The organism is Jatrophihabitans endophyticus, from assembly GCF_900129455.1.
Taxonomy (GTDB): domain Bacteria; phylum Actinomycetota; class Actinomycetes; order Mycobacteriales; family Jatrophihabitantaceae; genus Jatrophihabitans; species Jatrophihabitans endophyticus.
In genome coordinates this window covers 251086-271084 of the sequence record NZ_FQVU01000005.1, presented here as the reverse complement: position 1 = coordinate 271084, position 19999 = coordinate 251086, and the positions used below count along the sequence as shown (strand labels likewise).

21 protein-coding genes are annotated in these 19999 nt (G+C 72.6%); 7 read left to right on the top strand and 14 right to left on the bottom strand.

Annotated elements, in window-relative coordinates; translation table 11 throughout:
- The first annotated feature begins 6 nt into the window (after positions 1 to 6).
- Positions 7 to 558 carry a MarR family winged helix-turn-helix transcriptional regulator gene (locus BUE29_RS17960; protein ID WP_073391961.1) on the top strand — a complete coding sequence of 184 codons (552 nt, stop codon included), beginning with the start codon at positions 7 to 9 and terminating at the stop codon, positions 556 to 558.
- Between the two features lie 19 nt (positions 559 to 577).
- Here BUE29_RS17960 and BUE29_RS17955 read toward each other — a convergent pair whose 3' ends face one another.
- From BUE29_RS17955 to BUE29_RS17905, 11 genes are read right to left on the bottom strand one after another with little or no spacing between them, the layout of a single operon-like run.
- Positions 578 to 1498, bottom strand: a complete 921-nt coding sequence (locus BUE29_RS17955) for a fumarylacetoacetate hydrolase family protein (protein ID WP_073391800.1) — start codon at positions 1496 to 1498, stop codon at positions 578 to 580.
- Positions 1495 to 2310, bottom strand: coding sequence for an SDR family NAD(P)-dependent oxidoreductase (locus BUE29_RS17950; RefSeq protein ID WP_234971511.1), 816 nt, complete (start codon positions 2308 to 2310; stop codon positions 1495 to 1497). Before BUE29_RS17950 ends, BUE29_RS17955 begins: the two co-directional genes overlap by 4 nt.
- A 5-nt stretch (positions 2311 to 2315) precedes the next feature.
- The gene (locus BUE29_RS17945) at positions 2316 to 3266 is read right to left on the bottom strand and encodes a VOC family protein (protein WP_073391799.1); all 951 of its coding nucleotides are present in this window, start codon (positions 3264 to 3266) and stop codon (positions 2316 to 2318) included.
- A gap of 52 nt (positions 3267 to 3318) precedes the next feature.
- Entirely contained in the window at positions 3319 to 4089 is a 771-nt protein-coding gene (locus BUE29_RS17940; RefSeq protein ID WP_073391798.1) for an SDR family NAD(P)-dependent oxidoreductase, read from the bottom strand.
- A complete protein-coding gene (locus BUE29_RS17935; RefSeq protein ID WP_200800296.1) occupies positions 4086 to 4505 on the bottom strand; it encodes a VOC family protein in 420 nt (139 codons plus the stop codon). Before BUE29_RS17935 ends, BUE29_RS17940 begins: the two co-directional genes overlap by 4 nt.
- On the bottom strand, positions 4505 to 5887 hold the full coding sequence (locus tag BUE29_RS17930; protein ID WP_073391797.1) for an NAD-dependent succinate-semialdehyde dehydrogenase: 1383 nt from the start codon (positions 5885 to 5887) through the stop codon (positions 4505 to 4507). Before BUE29_RS17930 ends, BUE29_RS17935 begins: the two co-directional genes overlap by 1 nt.
- Positions 5884 to 6870: a fumarylacetoacetate hydrolase family protein gene (locus tag BUE29_RS17925; protein WP_073391796.1), complete on the bottom strand. Its 987-nt coding sequence runs from the start codon at positions 6868 to 6870 to the stop codon at positions 5884 to 5886. Before BUE29_RS17925 ends, BUE29_RS17930 begins: the two co-directional genes overlap by 4 nt.
- A gap of 6 nt (positions 6871 to 6876) precedes the next feature.
- Positions 6877 to 7167 (bottom strand): putative quinol monooxygenase, encoded by a 291-nt coding sequence (locus BUE29_RS17920; protein ID WP_073391795.1) that lies wholly within the window; start codon positions 7165 to 7167, stop codon positions 6877 to 6879.
- Between the two features lie 41 nt (positions 7168 to 7208).
- Positions 7209 to 8270: an ABC transporter permease gene (locus BUE29_RS17915; RefSeq protein WP_073391794.1), complete on the bottom strand. Its 1062-nt coding sequence runs from the start codon at positions 8268 to 8270 to the stop codon at positions 7209 to 7211.
- Complete coding sequence (locus BUE29_RS17910) at positions 8267 to 9889, bottom strand: sugar ABC transporter ATP-binding protein (protein WP_084181357.1); 1623 nt, start codon at positions 9887 to 9889, stop codon at positions 8267 to 8269. The genes BUE29_RS17915 and BUE29_RS17910 overlap by 4 nt, the downstream gene beginning before the upstream one ends.
- Before the next feature lie 2 nt (positions 9890 to 9891).
- Positions 9892 to 11094, bottom strand: coding sequence for a sugar ABC transporter substrate-binding protein (locus BUE29_RS17905; protein WP_143168235.1), 1203 nt, complete (start codon positions 11092 to 11094; stop codon positions 9892 to 9894).
- Between the two features lie 233 nt (positions 11095 to 11327).
- Between BUE29_RS17905 and BUE29_RS17900 the strand changes: the two genes are divergently transcribed.
- Together BUE29_RS17900 and BUE29_RS17895 are read left to right on the top strand one after the other, a co-directional pair.
- Positions 11328 to 12464, top strand: a complete 1137-nt coding sequence (locus BUE29_RS17900; protein WP_073391792.1) for an FAD-dependent monooxygenase — start codon at positions 11328 to 11330, stop codon at positions 12462 to 12464.
- Positions 12461 to 13831 (top strand): FAD-binding oxidoreductase, encoded by a 1371-nt coding sequence (locus tag BUE29_RS17895; RefSeq protein ID WP_073391791.1) that lies wholly within the window; start codon positions 12461 to 12463, stop codon positions 13829 to 13831. Before BUE29_RS17900 ends, BUE29_RS17895 begins: the two co-directional genes overlap by 4 nt.
- A gap of 12 nt (positions 13832 to 13843) precedes the next feature.
- Here the strand turns inward: BUE29_RS17895 and BUE29_RS17890 are convergent, their stop codons facing one another.
- Complete coding sequence (locus BUE29_RS17890; RefSeq protein WP_073391790.1) at positions 13844 to 14761, bottom strand: LysR family transcriptional regulator; 918 nt, start codon at positions 14759 to 14761, stop codon at positions 13844 to 13846.
- Positions 14762 to 14826: 65 nt separating this feature from the next.
- Here BUE29_RS17890 and BUE29_RS17885 point away from each other — a divergent pair, with 65 nt between their 5' ends.
- The 3 genes from BUE29_RS17885 (at position 14827) to BUE29_RS17875 (ending at position 17365) form a co-directional block, all read left to right on the top strand.
- Positions 14827 to 15789 (top strand): LysR family transcriptional regulator, encoded by a 963-nt coding sequence (locus tag BUE29_RS17885; RefSeq protein ID WP_073391789.1) that lies wholly within the window; start codon positions 14827 to 14829, stop codon positions 15787 to 15789.
- Between the two features lie 110 nt (positions 15790 to 15899).
- Positions 15900 to 16829 (top strand): MBL fold metallo-hydrolase, encoded by a 930-nt coding sequence (locus BUE29_RS17880; protein ID WP_073391788.1) that lies wholly within the window; start codon positions 15900 to 15902, stop codon positions 16827 to 16829.
- Positions 16826 to 17365, top strand: a complete 540-nt coding sequence (locus tag BUE29_RS17875; RefSeq protein WP_073391787.1) for a cupin domain-containing protein — start codon at positions 16826 to 16828, stop codon at positions 17363 to 17365. The genes BUE29_RS17880 and BUE29_RS17875 overlap by 4 nt, the downstream gene beginning before the upstream one ends.
- Positions 17366 to 17383: 18 nt before the next feature.
- Here the strand turns inward: BUE29_RS17875 and BUE29_RS17870 are convergent, their stop codons facing one another.
- Positions 17384 to 18394, bottom strand: a complete 1011-nt coding sequence (locus BUE29_RS17870; protein WP_073391786.1) for a LacI family DNA-binding transcriptional regulator — start codon at positions 18392 to 18394, stop codon at positions 17384 to 17386.
- Between the two features lie 78 nt (positions 18395 to 18472).
- Between BUE29_RS17870 and BUE29_RS17865 the strand changes: the two genes are divergently transcribed.
- Positions 18473 to 19324, top strand: a complete 852-nt coding sequence (locus BUE29_RS17865) for a phytanoyl-CoA dioxygenase family protein (protein ID WP_073391785.1) — start codon at positions 18473 to 18475, stop codon at positions 19322 to 19324.
- 6 nt (positions 19325 to 19330) lie between these two features.
- On the opposite strand, the gene BUE29_RS17860 is transcribed toward BUE29_RS17865, so the two are convergent.
- Positions 19331 to 19927 carry a TetR/AcrR family transcriptional regulator gene (locus BUE29_RS17860; protein WP_073391784.1) on the bottom strand — a complete coding sequence of 199 codons (597 nt, stop codon included), beginning with the start codon at positions 19925 to 19927 and terminating at the stop codon, positions 19331 to 19333.
- Between the last annotated feature and the right edge of the window lie 72 nt (positions 19928 to 19999).

Here is a 19999-nt window from a genome sequence, read left to right as displayed (position 1 = left end):
GGCGTGGTGACCTCGACCGACCGCGTCGACGAGATCCGGGCGCAGTGGCGACGCGAGCGCCCGGATCTCGACACCGCTCCCATGGCCGTCGTCGCGCGCCTGCACCGGTTGGCCGGACGGCTGACCGCGGAACTCGTCGCCGGGTACCGGCAGTTCGGCCTCGGCGAGGGCGAGTTCGACATCCTGGCGACCCTCCGCAGGGAGGGTCACGGCGCCGGGGTGAGCCCCATCGACCTCGCCGAACGCACCATGGTGACCACGGGCGCCGTCACCAAGCGGCTCGACCGGCTCGAGCAGGCGGGCTGGGTGCGGCGCACACCGCACCGCGACGACGGGCGCGGGCGGCTGGTCGTCGAGCTGACCGAGACCGGCCGCGCCCTCATCGATGAGGCGTACACCGCGCACATGGCGAACGAGAAGCGTCTGGTGGCCGGGCTGCGGCGGGAGGACCGCCGCGCGCTCGAACGGCTACTGCGAACCTGGGCGGACGCGTTGGACGCATCGGAGCGAGGTGAACGGACGGGCCGCCGCGCCGGGCGACCGGTCTCCGACGACTGACAGCAACCGGATCACCAGGTCATCCGCGTCCGCCGGCGTCGTCGGCCACCGTGCCGGCGAGCTCGCCGATCCCCTCGACCCGCATGACCACCTCGTCACCCGGCTCGAGCGGCGGCGGGTCCTGGCTGCCGCGCCGGCCCCACAGCTCGGCCAGGCAGCCGCCACCCCCGGTGGTGCCGGAGGCGAGCAGGTCGCCGGCACGCACCACGGAGTCACGGGAGGCGTAGGCGATCAGCTGCGGGAAGGTCCAGTGCATGTGCGCGAGCCGGTCCCGACCGATCGGGACGCCGTTCACGGACACCCGGCAGTCGAGGTCGAGCCGGCCGCTCCCGTCGAGGCGCGGTGCGAGCTCGTCGGCCGTGACGAGCCACGGGCCGATCGAGGTGGCGAAGTCCTTGCCCTTGGCCGGGCCGAGGCCGACCTGCATCTCGCGCGCCTGCAGGTCACGCGCCGACCAGTCGTTGACGACGGTGTAGCCGAAGATCGCGTCGTGCGCCTCGGCCTCGGACAGCGACGCCCCGTCGCGGCCGAGCACAACCCCGACCTCCAGCTCGAAGTCGAGGGCGCGCGAGTGCGCCGGGCGGCGTATTGCCGCACCCGGGCCGTAGAGCGCATGCGGGTTGGTGAAGTAGAACGTCGGCGCGTCGTACCACGCCGACGGGACGCCGGCTGCGCCCTCGACGCTGCGCCGCACGCCCTCGACGTGGCTCTCGAACGTCACGAAGTCACGCACGCTGGCCGGCCGGTACGGCAGCGCGAGCGTGACGTCGGCAAGCGGCACACCCGGCCCGGCCAGGGCCGCCCCACCTGCCTCGAGGGCGGCCGCCAGCCCCGACGCCACGAGGTCGGCCACCGTCCGGTCGGGGAGCTCGTGCACCCGGTCGCGGGCGACCACGGCCGCCACGGTGCGTCCCCCGTGCGCGACGGTCGCGAACCTCACCCGGGTGGCCCGGGCGGTCTGGTGGCGTCGGCGATCCCCTTGTGCGAGACGTGGGCGGTCAGCCCGCCGTCGATGACGATCTCGGCGCCGTTGTAGTACGCCGAGTCGTCGGAGACGAGGAAGACGACGGTCGGCGCGATGTCCGCGGGCACGCCCATGCGTCCGAGCGGCACCTCGGCGACGGCCGCGTCGGCGAAGGCCGGTGACGCCGACGCCATCAGCGGCGTGTCGATCAGCCCGGGCATGATCGCGTTGACGCGGATGCCGCGCTCGCCGAGCTCGAGCGACGCCGAGCGGGAGAGTCCGCGCAGCGCCCACTTGCTGGCCGTGTACGCCGCGGCCGCATGGCCGGAGACGGCCGCGACCGAGCAGATGTTGACGATGCTCGACCCCGGCGCCATCAGCGGCACCAGTGCCTGCATGCCGAGCAGCGGACCGGTGACGTTGACGTCGAACGTCCGGTGCCACTGGTCGAGCGAGACGTGCGGCAGTCGCTCGCGGGCGGCGACGCCGGCGTTGTTGACCAGCGCGTCGACCCGACCGTGCTCGCCCCGCAGCCAGTCGGCCAGCTGCGCCCAGCCGTCGGCGTCGGTGACGTCCAGACGTCGCTCGACGACGTTGCCCTGCGCCCAGGGCTGGCTCTCGGCACCGTCGGCGTCGAAGTCGAGCACGTCGGTGGAGATGACGAGCGCGCCCTCGGCGGCCAGCGCCCGCGCCTCGGCGGCGCCCTGCCCCCGGGCTGCCCCGGTGACGACCACGATCTTGCCGGCCAGCCGGCCGGTGTGCAGCGGGTGCGCCGCCTGCTCGGTCACGGCGGTCAGACCGGCGGGGCGACGAAGACGCCGCGGTCGGGATCGTTGAAGCTGTCCTTCGCGACGATCTCGCTGAACGGGTCGGCGATCCCCCACTGGTCCTGCACCCCGGGCTGCGTGACGTCGTACACGGTGGGGTGCCACTCGTCGGTCGTGATCGTCTCCAGCGCGGTGGTGTACTCCATCGTGTTGCCGCTGGGGTCGAGGAAGTAGGTGAAGGTGTTGTCGCCGGCGGTGTGCCGGCCGGGGCCCCAGATCTTCTTGGTGCCGGCCTGCAGCACGCGCCCGGTGCCGCGCAGGTACTCGTCGATGCCCCGCATCTCGAACGAGACGTGGTGCACCGACGGGTGCGGGCCGTGGGCGATCGCCAGGCTGTGGTGCCAGTCGTTGCACCGCATGAAGTGCATGACCTGGCCCATGTGCGGCGTGTAGAGGGTGTCGGTGAGCCGGAAGCCGAGCACCGCGGCGTAGAAGTCGCGGGTGCGGTGGATGTCGGTGCTGTTCATGACCGCGTGCGACAGCCGCACCGGGATGGCCTCGCGTTCCTCGATCGGGCGGTGCCGGCGGGTCTCGACGTCGGCGCTGACCTCGATGGTGCGCCCGTCGATGTCGAAGAACCGGAAGCCGTACCCGCCACCGGCGGTCTGCAGGGCGGCCGGCTCGCCGACCAGCTGCACGCCCCTGCCGGCGAGCGTCTGCGCGAACGCGTCGACCGACGCGGTGCTGTCCATGCCGAACGCGATGAGGTCCAGCCGCTTCTCGGCCGCCCTGCGCAGCCGCACGATGTACTGCTCCGGCGAGCCCTCGGCGGCGAGGTAGGACAGCTCACCGTCGGTGCCGACCTCGGTCAGGCCCCAGGTGTCCTTGTAGAACGTCCGCTGCGTGGCGAAGTCGGGCACCGCGAGGTCGACGTGGCGCAGGTGGGTGATGCCGTGCTCGTTCGGGGTGGTGTTCATGCGCTTCTTCCTTCGTTCCTACGTGGTGGCAGCGGGACCGACGACGCGACCGTCAACCGAGGACGGTGCCGCCCCCGTCGACGACCAGGTTGTGACCGGTGATCCAGGACGCCTCGTCGGAGGCGAGGAACACGGCGGCGTTGACGATGTCGTCCGGACGTCCCGGGCGGCCGAGCGGGATCCGGGCGAGGTTGCTGCGGAACGCCTCGTCCCCGCCGTCGAGCAGCCATTCGGTCGCCGGGGTGACGACGAACCCCGGGCTGATCGAGACCGCGCGGATGCCGTGCGGCGCGCCCTCGACGGCGAGCTGCTGGGTCAGGTTGATGACACCGGCCTTGGCCGCGCCGTGGACGTTCTGCGGCATGAACTCGACCCCGCGCATGCCGGCGATCGAGCCGATGTTGACCACGACACCGGCGCCGGACTTCTTGAGGTGCGCCCACGCGACCCGGGTCGTGTAGAAGATCAGGTTCAGCTCGTTGGCGATGCCGTGGTCCCACGACTCGACCGACAGCTCGTCGATCGCGCCGAACACGGGGTGTGAGGCGTTGTTGTAGAGGATGTCGATGCCGCCGAACACCGCCGCCGCCGACTCCACCCATCGCCCCGCCGCGTCGGCGTCGGACAGGTCGACGGGCGCGAAGCCCGCGATCTCGCCGCCCGCCGCGCGGACGAGCGTCAGCGTCTCCGCGAGGGTCTGCTCGTTCACGTCGCAGCCCACGATTCGGGCACCCTCGGCGGCGAACCGCAGCGCGGCGGTGCGCCCCATGCCACCACCGATCCCCGTGATCAGCGCGATCCTGTCGTCGAGTCGCCCGGTCATCGTGTTCCCCCTGACGTCGTGCGGTCGAGCAGTTCGACCAGGTTGCCCTCGGGGTCGGCGACGAAGGCCATCCGCACCCCCGGCTCCGGGGACGGCCGCGGGCTCATGCGGTCGGTGGCGCCCGCGTCGAGCAGCGCGTCGTAGGCGTCGTCCACCACCGCGACGTCGAGCGCGATGTGACCGAAGCCGTGGGTCAGCGCCGCCTCGACCGGGTTCGCCGCCTGCAGGCCGGGGCGCCCTTCCGGACGATGCAGCAGCTCCAGGCGCCACCCGTCCGCCGAGCGGAGCATCGCACCGCGGAAGTCGACACCGTCGAGCGCGAACTCGAACTCGACCTGCAGCTCGAGCGCGCGCACGTACCACGTGGTCATCGCGGGCAGGTCGGCGACGCTGAGGCCGACGTGGTCGAGCCGCATCAGGCGACGACCACCGTGCGGACGTTGGTGAACTCGCGCACGCCCTCGGCCGACAGCTCGCGGCCGTACCCGCTTCGGCCGACACCGCCGAAGGGCAGGCGGGGGTCGGAGGCGACCATGGCGTTGACGAACAGCGCGCCCGACCTGATGCGGCGCCCGATCGCCAGCGCGTGCTCGTCGCCGCCCCACACCGAGGCGCCGAGGCCGAAGGTGGTGGCGTTGGCGAGCTCGACCGCGTCATCGTCGTCGCGGGCCCGGCTGATCGCGGCGACCGGCCCGAACGTCTCCTCGTCGAACGCGGCCATACCGGGCCGGACGTCGTCGAGGACGGTCGGCTCGACCCAGCAGCCCGGCGCGTCGATGGCCCCGCCCCCGGTGACCAGCCGCGCGCCCTGCGCGACGCTCCGCTCGACCTGGTCGACGATGCCGTCGCGCAGGTCCGGCCGCGCCATCGGTCCGACGGTCGTCGCAGCGTCGGTCGGGTCCCCCACGGTCAGCGCCGCGACGCCACGCAGGAAGTGCTCGACGAACTCGTCCGCGACGTCCTGGTGGACGACGAACCGCTTGGCGCACACGCAGCTCTGGCCGGTGTTGGTGAAGCGCGCGCGGACCGCCGTCGCGGCGGCCGCCGGCACGTCGGCGTCGGCCAGCACCACGAACGGGTCCGAGCCGCCGAGCTCCAGGACGGACTTCTTGATCTGCGCCGCGGCCAGCGAAGCGAGCGACGAGCCGGCGCGCTCGCTGCCGGTCAGGGTCACCGCCGCGACGCGGGCGTCCTCGACGACCCGGCGGGACACGGCGGCGACGTCCTCGGCCGGGACGACGAGGCTGCGGAACAGCCCGGCCGGCGCCCCGGCGTCGGCGAAGAGCGTCTCGATCGCCAGCGCCGACCCCGTCACGTCCGGACTGTGCTTGAGCAGGGCGGCATTGCCGGCCGAGAGCGCCGCGCAGGCGAAGCGCAGCACCTGCCAGAACGGGAAGTTCCACGGCATGACCGCGAACACGACGCCCAGCGGCTCGTAGGACAGCCAGGACCGGGTGGCGCCGGACGCGACCTCGTGATCGGCGAGCCAGTGCGGCGCGAGATCGGCGACGACCTCGCAGTTCCCCGCACACTTGTCGATCTCACCGAGTGCTTCGGTGATCGGCTTGCCCATCTCCGCGGTGATCAGCGCGGCGTACTCGGCACGCCGTTCAGTGAGCAGCGCGCCCAAGGCGCGCAGCATGGCGAGCCGATCGGTCAGCGAGGTCGCGCCCCAGGCCTGCGCGGCCGCGCTCGCCTGCGCGAGCGCCTCCTCGACCGCCGCCTCGTCGTGCGCGGCGTAGGTCGCGAGCGCCTCGCCGGTCGCAGGGTTGCGCGTCGTCACCGACTTGTTCGTCATGCCGACTCCGCCACCCGGGCGCGGCGCCGCGCGGGCGCGACGGCGGCCACCGTGTCGCGCTGCGGGGTGACGACGTTGCGGATCGTGCCGAGCCGTTCGATCGTCATCTCCACCACGTCGCCCACCTGCAGCGGAGCCGGTGTGAGCGACCCGTTGCGTCCCCACGACTCGGCCAGCGACCCGCCCGAGCAGGTGCCCGACGCGAGCACCTCGCCGGCCTTGACCCACGACGCGCGCGACGCGTGGGACACCAGCTGCTCGAAGGACCAGCCCATGTGCCCGGAACGGTCCGAACCCAGCCGTCGGCCGTTGACCTGCACCGACATCCGCAGGTCCAGCAGGCCGTCGGCGTCGCGGCAGTCGTCGAGCTCGTCGGCAGTGACGATCCACGGCCCGATGGTGGTGGCGAAGTCCTTGCCCTTGGACGGCCCCAGCTTCAAGGTCATCTCCTTGCCCTGCACGTCGCGCGCCGACCAGTCGTTCATCACGCAGTAGCCGCCGATCGCGTCCCGCGCCTGCTCGGGCGTGACGTCGTGGACGTCCCGGCAGATCACCGCCGCGATCTCGAGCTCGAAGTCGAACTGCGCGGTGTCCGGCGGCATCGGCACGTCGTCGTACGCACCCACCACGGCGTGGGGCGCCATGAAGAGGAAGACGGGCGCGTCGTACCACGCCGCCGGCGGCCCGGGATTGCCGTGACCACGCTCCATGCCGTCGACGTGCGCCTCGAAGGTCAGGAAGTCACGCATCGCCACCGGGTACACCGGGGGCAGCAGGACGACCTCGGCCGCCGACAGGCCGTCGCCCTGGGCCGCCTCGTCGGCGGCCCGCTCCCGCTCCGCCACCGGCGCCGTCAGCAGCGCGAGGAGATCGGTGCCGTCGGCGAACGGGTGCAGCCACCACCGGCTGCTGTCCCCGACCACGAGACCGACCCGGCGGGTGGCGGCCGGCTCGCCGATCCCGCGGAACGTCGCCAAGCGCATGTCCGCTCAGCCGATGGTCTCGTAGAACGCGCGCTGCCGATCCGCGAGCACCGGGATCGCCTGGCCGTGGCCGAACTGCGCGAAATGCTCCGACGCACCGTGCGCGGCGTAGGCCTGCTCGTCGTCGTAGATCTCGAACAGCCGGAAGACCTGCGGCTCGGCCGGGTCCTGGAACGCCTGGTAGCAGCGGTTCCCGGGCTCCGCGCGCGACGGCGGGGTCAGCTTCTCGATGGCGTCGCGGACGACGTCCTCCTTGCCGGGGTGCGCGGTCCAGGTTGCGCTGACGACGTAGGCCATGGGGTTCTCCTCGTGACGGGGGACGGGCGGTGGGGGTCGCGCTAGGCCTTGCCGCGCAGCTTGCGGCGGCCGAGCCAGGTCGACAGGCCGACGGCGACGAGCAGCGCGGCGCCGTTGAAGACGTTGGTCACCCAGCCGCTCGCGCCCATCAGGGTCAGGCCGCTGACCGTGATCGACACGAAGATCGCGCTGACGATCGTGCCGACGACGTTGAAGAAGCCCGGTGTGATGGCCGTGGCGCCAAGGAACACGGCAGCGAGGGCGGGAAACAGCAGCGAGCCCCCGTCGACCGCCGTGGCACTCCCCTGCCGGGCGAGCTCGACGATCCCGGCGAATCCGGAGATGGTCGAGGAGGCGACGAAGGCGAAGCGCACGTTGCGGTCGACGGGCATGCCGACGAGCCGGGCGCTCGTCACGTTCGAGCCGATGGCGTAGAGCGAGCGACCGTAGGGCGTGTGCCGGAAGAAGTACCAGACGACGGCCGCCACGATCAGCACCACGAAGAAGACGACCGGCAGCTGGATCCAACGCTGCGAGCCGAAAGAGATCAGCGACGACGAGCTGTCGAGGGTGAAGGTCGTTCCCGAGCAGTACCAGGTGGTGATGCCGGTGAGCAGGGTCGCCATGCCCAGCGTCGTCACGAAGGGACTCATCCGGAAGGTCGTGACCAGCAGCCCGTTGACGAGGCCGATCCCGATCGAGACCGCCATCGGGATCACGATCGCCAACCACAGCGGCAGGCCGGTCTTGGTCTGCAGACCGGCGCACAGGACCGAGGTCAGGATGGCGACCGAGCCGATGGAGAAGTCGAAGAAGCCGCTGACCAGCGGGAACAGCGCGGCCAGCGCGATCAGTGCCGTCACCGCGTTGTTGCCGAGGACGACGTTGGCGTTGTCCAGGGTCGGGAAGGCCTCGCTGGCCGGCGAGGTCACCGCGAAGAAGACGGCGACGGCCGCCGTGATCACGAGGAGCGCGTAGCGCTCCAGGAACTGGACGGCGGAACCGCCGTCGAGCCGGCGGCCGGGGGTCGACGTGCCCGCCGGCGGCTCCGGGGACGGGTCGGTCGACGCAGGTTTCGCGACCGCGTGCGAGGTGTCGGTCATGACAGGGCGCCTTCCGTGATCGTTCCCGCGCCGACGTCACCGGGGGCACTGGGGGCTTTGAGGACGAGGGCGGTGAGGTCGTCGACGTCGACGTCGCGCGCTGCGACCTCGTGGACGATCCGTCCTCCCCCGAGGACGACGACGCGGTCGCACAGCGCGTGCAGCTCGCCGATGTCGCTCGACGCGATGAGCACGCAGGCGCCGATCGTGGCGGCGGCGTCGCGGATCACCGCGTAGATGTCGGCCCGGGACATGACGTCGACGCCCTGGGTGGGTTCGTCGAGCAGGATCACCTGCGGGTCGCGTTGCAACCAGCGGGCCAGGACAACCTTCTGCTGGTTGCCGCCAGACATCGAGCTGAACAGCGCGTCCGGGCCGGCCACGTGCACGCCGAACTTCTCGATCAGCGCCCGCGCGTTGGCCCGCGACTCGCGCTTGCGCAGCAGGCCGCCGTGCCAGAGCCGGCCGAGGACGCTCATCGACAGGTTCTCGTCGGTGGTGAGGTCGGCGAAGGCCGCTTCGTGGGCGCGGTCCTCGGGCACGAGCGCCACCCCCGCCGCCATGGCCGCGCCGATGGACCTCGGCGCGTAGGGGCGGCCGTCGAGCAGCATCTGCCCGGAGTCGGGCGCGCGGTCGCCGAAGGCGACGGACAGCAGCGTGGAGCGGCCTGACCCGGCGAGCCCCGCGATGCCGACGATCTCGCCCCGATGCACGGCGAGGTCGACACCGGTCAGCGGTCCGGCCGCGATCTGCCGGAACTCCAGGACCGTGTCGTTGGTGGCGTGGCTGATGGAGCCGGTCGGCCGCAGCGCGGTGACGGACCGGCCCGCCATGATCGCCACGATCTCGTCCTCGGTCGGCTGCGCGTCGACCAGCTCGCCGACGACGGCGCCGTCGCGGAACACCGTGAAGTCCTGCGCCACCGAGAGCACCTCCTGCATGCGGTGGCTGACGACGACGAAGGTCTGGCCGAGATCGGCGCGACGGCGGACGTGGCCGAGCAGCTCCTCGGACTCCTTCTTGCCGAGCGAGGCGGTCGGTTCGTCGAGCACGACCACGCAGTCGCCGGCGGCGTCGTCCTGCAGGGCACGGGCGATCGCCACCAGCGTGCGATCGGCCGGGCGCAGCCGGTTCACCGGCGTGCGCGGCGTGCCGTGGATCCCGTAGGCGCGCATGAGCTCCGCCACCCGGGCCCGCAGCGTCTTCCAGTCGATGCGGCCGCCGGACGTCCGGGGGAAGCCCGCGTCGAACGCGAAGTTCTCCTCGACGCTCAGGTCGTCGAACAGGCCGAGGTCCTGGTGCACGAAGCGCAGGCCGGACCGCTCGGCCGTCGCCGGGGTGTAGCCGGCCAGGTCATAGCCCTGCCCACGGATCTCGAGCCGACCGGCGTCCGCCTGGTAGACGCCGGCGAGGATCTTGATCGTGGTGCTCTTGCCCGACCCGTTCCCGCCGAGCAGGGCGTGGATCGTGCCGTGGCGCACGACCAACGACGCGTTCCTGAGCACCTGGACCGCCCCGAAGCTCTTGTCGAGGCCCGTCACCCGGAGCGCGACGTCCGTCGCCGGGGCGGCGGCCGAGGGCTGCTCCCCGGCCGCCGCCTGCTGCGAGGTGGGAACCACGGTCAGCCCTTGCCCCACGACGTGAGGAAGGCCGACTTCCACTGCACGGTGCCCTGGTACGCGCCCGTCTTCGGCAGGTTGTGCGTCGCGTCGACGGCCTGGATCTGTTCGCCGATGTGGACCGGCTGCTGGCCTGCCAGCACGCGGATGGCCGTGTCGACCGACCCCCAGGCGCCCCACGCCTGAGCCTGCGGGGTGGCGCCGAGCTTCATGCCGTTCCTGGTGCCGCCGCGGACGAGGGCCAGCGTGGTGGCGTCGGACTGGCCGCCGACCACGACGGTCAGGTTCTTGCGTCCGGAGGACTGTATGGCCTGGTAGAGGCCGGCGTTGAGCCAGCCGCCCACCGGCACCTGCAGCACGTTGACGTCGGGGTGGGCCAGCAGCGCCGTCGTCACCTTCTGCACGAAGGAGCCGTCCGCGGTCTCCGGGTCGGTCACGTTGATGTTCGTCTCGATGCTGCCGCCGAGCTTGGTCATCTCGGTCTTGAAGCCGTCGGTGATCCACGGCCCCCACGAGTTGGTGGTCGCCGTCAGCGTGATCGCCTTGACCTTGCCGTTGTTCTGCCCGTAGGCCCAGTCGGCGCCGTACTTGCCGAAGGTGTTCCACTCCTGGATGCCGGTGTAGCCCTTGAGCCAGAGCCGCTCGGACTTCCACAGTCCCGGTCTGCAGTCGTCGGGCCCGCCGCCGCCGACGACGGTGATGCCGGCGTCCACGGCCTCCTTGAAGGCGGCCTGCGCGGCCTGGCAGTCGAAGCCGATCGGGACGATGACCTTCGCGCCGCCGGCGATCGCCTGCCGGATGGCCGCGGCGAAGCCGCTGGGGCTGAGCTTGCCGTCGGCCATGTGCGCCGACCAGCCGGCGGCCGTGGCGGCCTGCTGCATCGCGGCGGTCGGGGCCGAACAGCTGGAGACCGACTGGCCGCACGAGATCACGTAGAAGTTGACGCCGGCCTTCGGCGTGACGGACGGCAGGTTCGCGAGATCGGCGCCGACGCCCTTGTAGGCCTGGGCGAGCGCGGTCTTCGCGGCCGCGCTGACCTCGCCCGCCCCGCCGCCGGACGAGCCACTCGACGAACTCGAGCTGCTGCACGCCGTCAGCGCGAGCGCGAGCACGGCGCCGCCGGCGACGACCGCCCCCACCCGCCGACCGCGGCGGGGTCGACTCGACCGCGCGGATCGCCCGTCCGTGCTGGGTTGCTGGCTCATCTGTTGCTCCTTCGTCACCGGAGGGCACGCCCCGTCGCCGACGCCTGTGATTGGCGTCACCGCAGCGAGAGTGACTGAGCGCGATGCGAATGGGAACCAGCCGATGCCGATGCCAACCATTCGTGCGAGGGCCGCGGTCGGTGGCGCGGGCGATGGTTGCCATCACCGCGAGGGGGGTTCTCGCACCGGCGCGCCGGCGGTTTGCTGAGCCGCAACAGCGAAAGGGGGCCCCCGTGCCCGAATCCAGCACCCGACGGGTCCTCGTCGTCGGTGGCGGCATCACCGGCGGCGTGCTGTCGCTGTCCCTGGCGCAGCGGGGCGTCGCCGTCGTGCTCGTGGACCTGCGCCACACCCTGCGCGGGGTGGGGCACGGCATCACGCTGCAGGGCAACGCGCTCAAGGCCCTGCGCAGCGTCGGCGTCTACGACCGCCTCGCCGACGGCGCCTACCCGTTCGACAAGCTGCGGCTGCGCGCGGCCGACGGCGCGTTGATCGCCGAGATACCCACGCCGCCGATGGGCGGGCCCGGGCTGCCCGGGACGATGGGTGCCGTCCGCGGCGACATCGCCGACATCCTGGCCGACGAGATCGCCGCCGCCGGCGTCGACGTCCGGCTGGGCACCACGCTCACCGCCCTCGACGACCACGGCGACGCGGTGACGGTCACGCTCTCCGACGGCAGCACCGAGACGGTGGACCTCGTCGTCGGTGCCGACGGCATCCGCTCGAAGGTGCGCGCGATGATCGGCATCGAGACGCAGCCGCGGCCGGTCGGCATGGGCATCTGGCGCACCGTCGCGCAGCGGCCGCAGCAGATGGACTGCTCCGAGCTGTACTACGGCGGCCCCAAGTTCAAGGCGGGGTACACGCCCATCTCCGAGGACCTCTGCTACGCGTTCCTGTTGGAGGAGAACCTGGACCGCTCGTTCGTCGGCGAGGGTCCGCGCGGCGGGGAGCTGAAGGAGCGCGGGCAGGGCTACGGCGGCACGTGGGGCGAGGTCCGCGACAGCCTGGCCGACGACGCCGTCGTCAACTACCAGTGGATCGAGGCGATCTGCGTCGACGAGCCCTGGTTCCGCGGTCGGACGATCATCGTCGGCGACGCCGCGCATGCCTGCCCGCCGCTGATCGCGCAGGGCGCCGCGATGTGCGCCGAGGACGCGGTGATCCTGGCCGAGATGCTCACGTCAGGGGACCCGGTCGACGACGTGCTGCCGGCCTTCTGGGCACGCCGGTTCCCGCGGGTGAAGCTGGTGCTCGACAACTCGCTCAAGCTGGCCGAGTGGGAGATCCACCCCGGCGTCGACCCCGACGAGGATCCGGGGCGTCTCATGGGCGAGACGCTGACCGCGCTGGTGGAGCCCGCGTGACCTCGTACTCCTTCGACGGCGAGCTGATCCTGCGCGGCGAGCCCGGCTTCGACGACGCGCGGGTCGAGCGGATCTTCAACCGCCGCCTCCCGGACCGCACGCCGGCCGCGGTGCTGCGGGTGGGGAGCGAGCAGGACGTCGTCGCCGGTGTCCGGCTGGCCCGCGAGCGCGGCTGGCGGGTTGCGGTCCGCTCGGGCGGGCACAGCTGGGCGCACTGGTCGGTGCGCGAGGACGCGCTGGTGCTCGACCTGGGAGCGCTGCGAGAGCTCGGCTACGACGAGACCACCGGCATCGCCACCGCGTCGCCCGCGGTCCAGGGCGGCGCCGAGCTCGCCCCCTTCCTCGCCGCGCGCGGCCGGATGTTCCCCGGCGGGCACTGCCCCACCGTGGGCATCGGCGGCTTCCTGCTGCAGGGCGGGCAGGGCTGGAACGCCCGCGGGTGGGGCTGGGCGGCCGAGTGGGTCGAGGCGATCGACGTCGTCACCGCCGACGGCGAGCTCGTCCACGCCGACGCCGAGCACCACGACGACCTGTTCTGGGCCGCCCGCGGCTCGGGGCCCGGCTTCTTCGGCGTCGTCACCCGCTTCCACCTGCGCACCCGCCCGCACCCGCGCCACCTCGCGCACACCGTGCAGGTCTTCGCGCTCGACGAGTACGACGAGGTGATGACGTGGCTGCAGCAGATCCACGGCACCGTCGCCGACACCGTCGAGATCGTGGCGGTCACCAAGACCGACCCGACCATCTCGCCGGACCCGATCCTGATCGTCACCGGTCTGGCGCTGGTCGACGACGCCGAGGAGGCCGACCGCGCCCTCGCCCCGTACCGCACCAACCCGGCCCTCGGACGCGCGCTGCTGCACGTCGACGCCGAACCCACCACCTTCGACAAGGAACGGGCCACCCAGCTCGAGGACAACCCGGAGGGTCATCGGTGGGTCGTCGACAACGCCTGGCTCGCCGGGACGCCAGACGAGGTCGTCCCCGCCGCCCGGCGGGTCTACACGACGCTGCCCAACGACGCGGCGTTCACGATCTGGTTCAGCATGGCGCCGCTGCGCGAGCTGCCGGACATGGCGTTCTCCGTGCAGTCGGAGATCTACCTGGCCAGCTACGTCCTGTGGACCGACCCGGCCGAGGACGCGCAGCACCGCGCCTGGCTCGACCGGGCGATGGCCGATCTGGAACCCGTCACCGTCGGCCAGTACCTCGGCGACGGCGACCTCGCCCACCGGCAGCTGCGCTTCCTGTCCGACGACGCGTGGGAGCGGCTGGCGAAGATCCGCGCCGAGCGCGATCCCGACGCGCTGTTCGTCGGCTACCTCGCCGGCCCGACGGGCGCGACCAACGCCAACCACTGGCACTGACGCCCTCGGACGCTAGACCGTCGACAGCTCGGCGCAGGCGGCCTCCAGCCGACCGAAGATCCAGCGGTACGCCGGGTCGGCGAGGCGGTGCTCGGCGTACCAGTAGCCCTCGGCGAGCAGCACCTCGCCGAAGGGCGGCTCGACCATGACCAGCGGGCCGTCGCGCCGGGCGTGCAGCCGCGCGAGCTTCTCCGGCACCACCGCGAACATGTCGGTGCCCTCGATGACGAAGGGCAGCGGCAGGAAGCCGAATACGGTGAGCACCGGGCGCCGGTCGATGCGCAGCTCACCGAAGATCCGGTCGACGGGCGTGAGCACGCCGGCGCCGAAGTTGCCCGCGGCGTAGGGCAACGCCTTCAGGTCCTCGAGCGTCAGCGCACCGTCGACGAGACGCGAGTTGCGCCGGTCGGCGAGCACCACCATGCGATCGGTCCACAGCGGTCGGGACGCCCCCTGGAAGCCGAACCCCATCGGCGCCAGCACGGCGTCGTGGTCGACCAGGAGCCGTTCGGACTCGTGCGCGCCGGCGCTCAGGTTGCCGATCACGAGCCGGACGTTGGGCGCGTCCGCCTCGACCATGCGCACCAACGGCTCGTGGATCACCGCGATCGCGTAGTCGCTCATCACCAGCCGGAACGTGCGGTTGGCCGTGCTCGGGTCGAACTCGTCCTCGAGGTCGAGCGCGAGCGCGACCAAGCGGACGGCCTGCTGCGTCTCGGTGAGCAGGTCGCGCGCGAACGGCGTCAGCTCGTACTCGCGGCCGGCGCGGACGAGGAGCTCGTCGTCGAAGCGCCGCCGTAGTCGGGCGAGGGTCGCACTCATCGCGGGCTGGCTCAGGTTCAACCGCTGGCCGGCGCGCGTCACGTTGCCTTCCTCAAGCAACGCCTTGAGCGGCAGCAGCAGGTTGAGGTCGGTTCCGCCCAGGGCCATCCCTGCCTCCGCTCGCCACGTCGTCGCGCGCACTTCCGGCGCATGACCACGGAGCCTAGAGTCGTATGGCCATGGTCACACAGGAGCACGTGTCGCGTGAGCCGTTGCGCGAGGTGGACGCCAACCTGTTGTTCGCCCTGCACGCGCTCATCGAGGAACGCAACCTGACCCGCGCCGGCGAGCGGTTGCTGATGAGCCAGCCGGCGATGAGCGGCGCGCTCGCGCGGCTGCGCAAGCACTTCGACGACGAGCTGCTGGTGCGCGCGTCCCACGGCTTCGAGCTCACCGCCCTCGCCCAGCGCCTGCGCCCGGCGGTGACCGACGCGTTGGGGGCGGCCGAGGGGCTGCTCGGTCACGAGCGGGCGTTCTCGCCGGCGACCAGCGCGAAGCGCTTCGCGGTGAGCATGTCCGAGTACGCGATGACGGTGCTCGCGGAGCCGCTCACCCGATTGCTGACCGAGCAGGCGCCCGAGTGCTCCGTCACCCTCGACCCGCTCGACATGGACCGCGACCAGCTCGACACCCAGTTGATGCGCCGCGACCTCATCGTCGCGCCGATCTACTTCGAGTTCCCGGGCCGGTCGCAGCCGGTCTCCACCGACACCCTCGTCTGTCTCGTGGACCGTGACCATCCCCGGCTGCGCGACGGCGCGCTCGCCCTCGACGACCTGCACGAGATGCAGCACGCCGTCGCCGAGTTCCCGGCGGCCGGCCCGGTCCGCCGGCCGCTGGAGGTGGAGCTCGAGAAGCACGGTCTCGCCGACCGCAGCGTCCTCGTGCGGGTGCGCAGCCTGCTCACGCTGCCGTTCGCCGTCGCCGGCACCGACATGTGCTGCTTCGTGCCGTCGCGGCTCGCCCGTCGGTGCGCCGACCTGCTCGGGCTCACGATCGCGCGCACCCCGCTCGGCGCCGTCGACATCACCGAGGCCGCGCACTGGCATCCCCGGCGCGAGAACGACCCGTCGGTCGTGTGGTTGCGTCGACTGCTCTACGACGTGGCGGTCACCGTGGAGGACGAACGGCCCTGACCGGTGCCCGTCGATGCCAGCGATCGGTGCTGACGATGACGCCGCCCATTGCCTCGCCCGCCGCGTTCCGGCTGACTGGGTCCACGCTCCGGCGCGAGAGGGGGACGACGGTGACCTGGGACGACGGTTCGCCGCACCTGCGAGAGCTGGCGCCGGGCGTCCTGGGCTACCTGCAGCCCACGGGCGGCTGGATGGTCAACAACTGCGGCGTCGTCACCGACGCGGCCGGTGACGTCCTGCTCATCGACACGACCTCGACGGAGAAGCGCACCCGAGCCCTGCTCGCGGCGACGGCCGGCGTCGCCACCCGCCCGCCGCGATTCGCGGTGAACACCCATCACCACCCGGACCACACCTACGGCAACGGGTGCCTGCCGGCGACCACCGTCGTCGTCGGTCACCGACTCGCGCGCGACGGCGTGCTGCGGGCGGGGCTGGCGGCCACGGCGGAGATCGCCGCCGACTACGGCGAGCTCACCGTGCGAGCCCCGGAGCTGACGTTCACCGACGGGCTGACCCTGCACCTGGCCGACTTCGCCGTCGACCTGATCACGATGGGCCCGGCACACACGCCCGGCGACGTCGCGGTGTGGCTGCCGTCCCAGCGCGTCCTGTTCGCCGGCGACCTCGTCACCAGCGGCAGCCATCCGATGTTCCTGGAGGGATCGATGCACGGTTTCCGCACCGCCCTGACCCGGCTGCGCGCGCTCGACCCGGTCGCCCTGCTGCCGGGCCACGGCCCCGCCTGCGTCGGCGACGACGTCGCCCGCGTGCTCGATGAGCTGATCGCCTACGTCGACTGGACCGCGGAGCTCGCCACGTCGTCGCGCGCCGACGGCTTGACACCGCTCGAGGCGGCCCGCCGGGTGGCCGGGGACGACCCGTACCGCGACTGGTCCGAGGGCGAGCGCGTCGTGGGCAACCTGACCCGCGCGTACGTCGAGCTGACCGACTACCGACCGGACGTGCCCCTGACCGTGCCGGGTCTCATGGCCGCGATGGTCGAGCTCAACGGCGGCCCGATCGCGAGCCACGCGTGAGCGCCGACCAGCGTCCTCGTCGCGTCGTCACCGGCCACACCCCGGAGGGGGTCTCGGTGGTGGTGTCCGACGGCCCGGTCCCGGTCAGCCGCGAGCTGCCCGGCGACGGCGTGCACTTCCACGAGATCTGGAACACCGAGGGTGCGCCCGCGCCGATCACCGCCGTCGAGGACGAGCCGACGCAGCGCACGCTCGCCGTGCCGCCGCCGCGGCACGGCACGAAGATCCGCGTCAACGAGTTCGCCCCCGGCTGCCTGGACGAGCGTGGGCTGCAGTCGCCGGTCCACCGCACCGCGTCCGTCGACTACGGGATCGTGCTCGAGGGCGAGATCACGCTGGTCCTCGACGACTCGGAGGTGACGTTGCGGGCCGGTGACATCGTCGTGCAGCGGGGCACCGACCACGCCTGGGCCAACCGCGGCGACACGGTCGCGAGGGTGGTCTTCGTGCTCGTCGACGGCGCCTTCGCCGAGGACCTCGCCGCGTCACTGCCCGGCGGCCTCGAGGGCCTCATGCGCCACGGGCCGCGCGACTGAACCGTCGCGACGGCGCGGTCAGCTGCTCTCGCGCACGATCAGCCGGTGCGCCGCGACGACGTCGGTCGGATCGCCGGGCGCCCCGGTGACGCGGCGCAGCAACGTGTCGACCGCGACCTCGGCGATGCGCGCCTTGTCCGGAGCGACGGTGCTGAGACGCGGGACGGAGAAGCGGCCGTCCTCGATGTCGTCGATGCCGATCACCGCGACGTCGCCGGGCACCGAGCGGCCGCGATCGGCCAGCGCCCGCAGCACCCCGAGCGCGAGCTCGTCGGTGAAGCAGACGACGCCGTCGACGTCCGGCGCCCGCGCGAGCAGGTCCGCCGTCGCGGTCGCACCGTCGTCGCGGTGCAGGGTGCGCGTGGCGATCTCACGGGCCGGGTCGGGTGCGACGCCCGCGGCGGCCAGCGCCTCGTGCACACCTCGCAGCCGCTGCACCGCGGTCGCGTTGGCCAGGTGCGGCTGCAGGCCGATCACGCCGAGCCGGCGACGCCCGGTCGCGAGCAGGTGCGCCGTCGCGTCACGGGCGGCGGCCACGTTGTCGATCGCCACACGGTCGACGGTCGCGGCCGCGCGCTCGCCCAGGATCACGACCGGCAGGTCACCGGCCGCGCCGGCGATGTCGTCGGGCGAGAGGCTCCACGGGCTGACGACGAGGCCGTCGACCATGCTCGTCCCGACCCGCCCGAGCAGCGCGCCCTCACGCGCGGCGTCCCCACCCGTCTCGTCCACGAGCACCGTCCACCCGCGCCCGGCGGCGTGGCGCACGACGAGCGCGGCGACCTCGGCGAAGTACGGCGACACGAGCTCGGGCAGCACCAGGCCGAGCAGGCCGGTACGACCTCGGCGCAGCTGCCGGGCGGCCAGGTTCGGGCGGTAGCCCAACTCGTCGATGGCCCGCTGGACCGCGGCCCGGGTGGTCGGCGCGACGTGGACGTAGTCGTTGACGACGTTGGAGACGGTCCGCACCGAGACGCCGGCCCGCTCGGCCACCGCGCGCAGGGTGGCCGGACGGGCGGGGGCGGACATCGAGACCAGTATGCCGTCCTCCTTGCCGATCGTGTTGCAACGTTGCAATATAAAGGGACGCGACCGACAGGAGACGCCATGCCCGCCCCCACCGCCCCGGCCACCACCGACGTCGCCGGCGACGCCACCGAGGATGTCGCGACCCTGCTGCGCGACGGCATCGTCGGCGCCAGGGGCGCCCTGCCGGTGGCCCTCGTCGACGGGCTGCGCGACGACGTCGAGGCCGCGTTCGCCGACGCCCGGTCACGTCCGGGCGGCACCATCGGCCGGGGCCCGAAGCGGTGGTACAGCGAGCTGCACCCCGAGGCGCTCGGCGGCTTCGCCGAGCTGGCCGGCCACCCGTGGGTGCAGGCGATCAGCGACGCCGTCCTCGGCCCGGACTGGACGATCGTCGAGATCGGCTACGACATCCCGTTCGAGGGCGCGCAGAACCAGCCGTGGCACCGCGACTTCCGCGCCCCCGAGGCGACCGTGCGCGACCGGCGACTGACGTCGCTCGCCTTCAACGTCACCCTCGTGGACACCGAGGCGGACATGGGGCCGTTCGAGATCGCCCTCGGCACGCAGTACGACGACGGCGCCGACTTCGACCACGAGATGTTCCCGCCGAAGGAGAACGCCCCGCGCTACCTCGAGCGCGCCGTGCGCAAGTACCCGTCGCGCGGCGACATCTCCGCCCGCTCCGCGCTCACCCTGCACCGCGGGACGGCCAACCACTCGACGAAGTCCCGGCCGGTGCTGGTGCTGGGCATCGACGGCCCCGAGGCCGACAACGCCGCCCACCACGACCTCGCCGTGACCCGGGACTACTACGCGGCGCTGCCCGAGCACGTCCGGCGGCACCTCGCCTGCCCGATCGTCGACGAGCTGCAGCCCATCGTGCAGAAGCACGACATCGAGGGGCTCGTCATGGGCGAGACCGAGGACTGATCCCGCTCACCCCGCATCCGGCGCGACCCCGCGCTGGATCATGGCGAGCAGCTGCTCGTACGCCCGATCGGCCTGCATGGCGTCGCCGACGTTGCCGGTGAGCTCGAGGCCGATGCCGCCGTGCACGGCCGACCAGATCTGCAGGGCGAGCCCGCCCGGGTCGCCCGGCCGCACCACCCCGACGCGCTGTGACTCGACGACGACGTCGACGAGCGCCTGGAATGCGGGCGCCGCGTGCGGCAGCAGCGCGTCGAGGTCGAGCGACTCGGGCCGGGCGGTGCTGAACATCAGCGCGTAGGTCGTCGGCCCGGCGAGGGCGAAGCGGCGATAACCCCGGCCGGACTCGAGCAACGCCTGCGTCGCCGGCACCGAGCGCGGCGGCGTCACCGCGTCGCGCAGCGCGTCGAAACCGCGCTGCAGTACGGCGAGCAGCAGGCCCGCCTTGCCGTCGAGGTGGTTGTAGACGCCCATGGGCGCGACCTTCGCCTCGCCCGCGACCGCCCGCACCGTCAAGCCCGCGACGCCGTCACGCTCCAGCACGGTGACCGCGGCGTCGACCAGCGCGCGCCGGACGTCGCCCGACGGTGTGCGGCGACTGGTCATCGCCCGATCCAAGCACTTGACATCCAGCCGCCTTAGTAGCACGTTGTTCTACAACAGTAGAGCTTCGTACTA

Excerpts from the sequence above, each read along its gene's own strand:
- BUE29_RS17945 (WP_073391799.1), bottom strand. The coding sequence starts at position 3,266 with ATGAACACCACCCCGAACGAGCACGGCATCACCCACCTGCGCCACGTC.
- BUE29_RS17940 (WP_073391798.1), bottom strand. The coding sequence starts at position 4,089 with ATGACCGGGCGACTCGACGACAGGATCGCGCTGATCACGGGGATCGGT.
- BUE29_RS17935 (WP_200800296.1), bottom strand. The coding sequence starts at position 4,505 with ATGCGGCTCGACCACGTCGGCCTCAGCGTCGCCGACCTGCCCGCGATG.
- BUE29_RS17930 (WP_073391797.1), bottom strand. The coding sequence starts at position 5,887 with ATGACGAACAAGTCGGTGACGACGCGCAACCCTGCGACCGGCGAGGCG.
- BUE29_RS17925 (WP_073391796.1), bottom strand. The coding sequence starts at position 6,870 with ATGCGCTTGGCGACGTTCCGCGGGATCGGCGAGCCGGCCGCCACCCGC.
- BUE29_RS17920 (WP_073391795.1), bottom strand. The coding sequence starts at position 7,167 with ATGGCCTACGTCGTCAGCGCAACCTGGACCGCGCACCCCGGCAAGGAG.
- BUE29_RS17915 (WP_073391794.1), bottom strand. The coding sequence starts at position 8,270 with ATGACCGACACCTCGCACGCGGTCGCGAAACCTGCGTCGACCGACCCG.
- BUE29_RS17905 (WP_143168235.1), bottom strand. The coding sequence starts at position 11,094 with ATGAGCCAGCAACCCAGCACGGACGGGCGATCCGCGCGGTCGAGTCGA.
- BUE29_RS17890 (WP_073391790.1), bottom strand. The coding sequence starts at position 14,761 with ATGGCCCTGGGCGGAACCGACCTCAACCTGCTGCTGCCGCTCAAGGCG.
- BUE29_RS17885 (WP_073391789.1), top strand. The coding sequence starts at position 14,827 with ATGGCCATGGTCACACAGGAGCACGTGTCGCGTGAGCCGTTGCGCGAG.
- BUE29_RS17870 (WP_073391786.1), bottom strand. The coding sequence starts at position 18,394 with ATGTCCGCCCCCGCCCGTCCGGCCACCCTGCGCGCGGTGGCCGAGCGG.
- BUE29_RS17865 (WP_073391785.1), top strand. The coding sequence starts at position 18,473 with ATGCCCGCCCCCACCGCCCCGGCCACCACCGACGTCGCCGGCGACGCC.
- BUE29_RS17860 (WP_073391784.1), bottom strand. The coding sequence starts at position 19,927 with ATGACCAGTCGCCGCACACCGTCGGGCGACGTCCGGCGCGCGCTGGTC.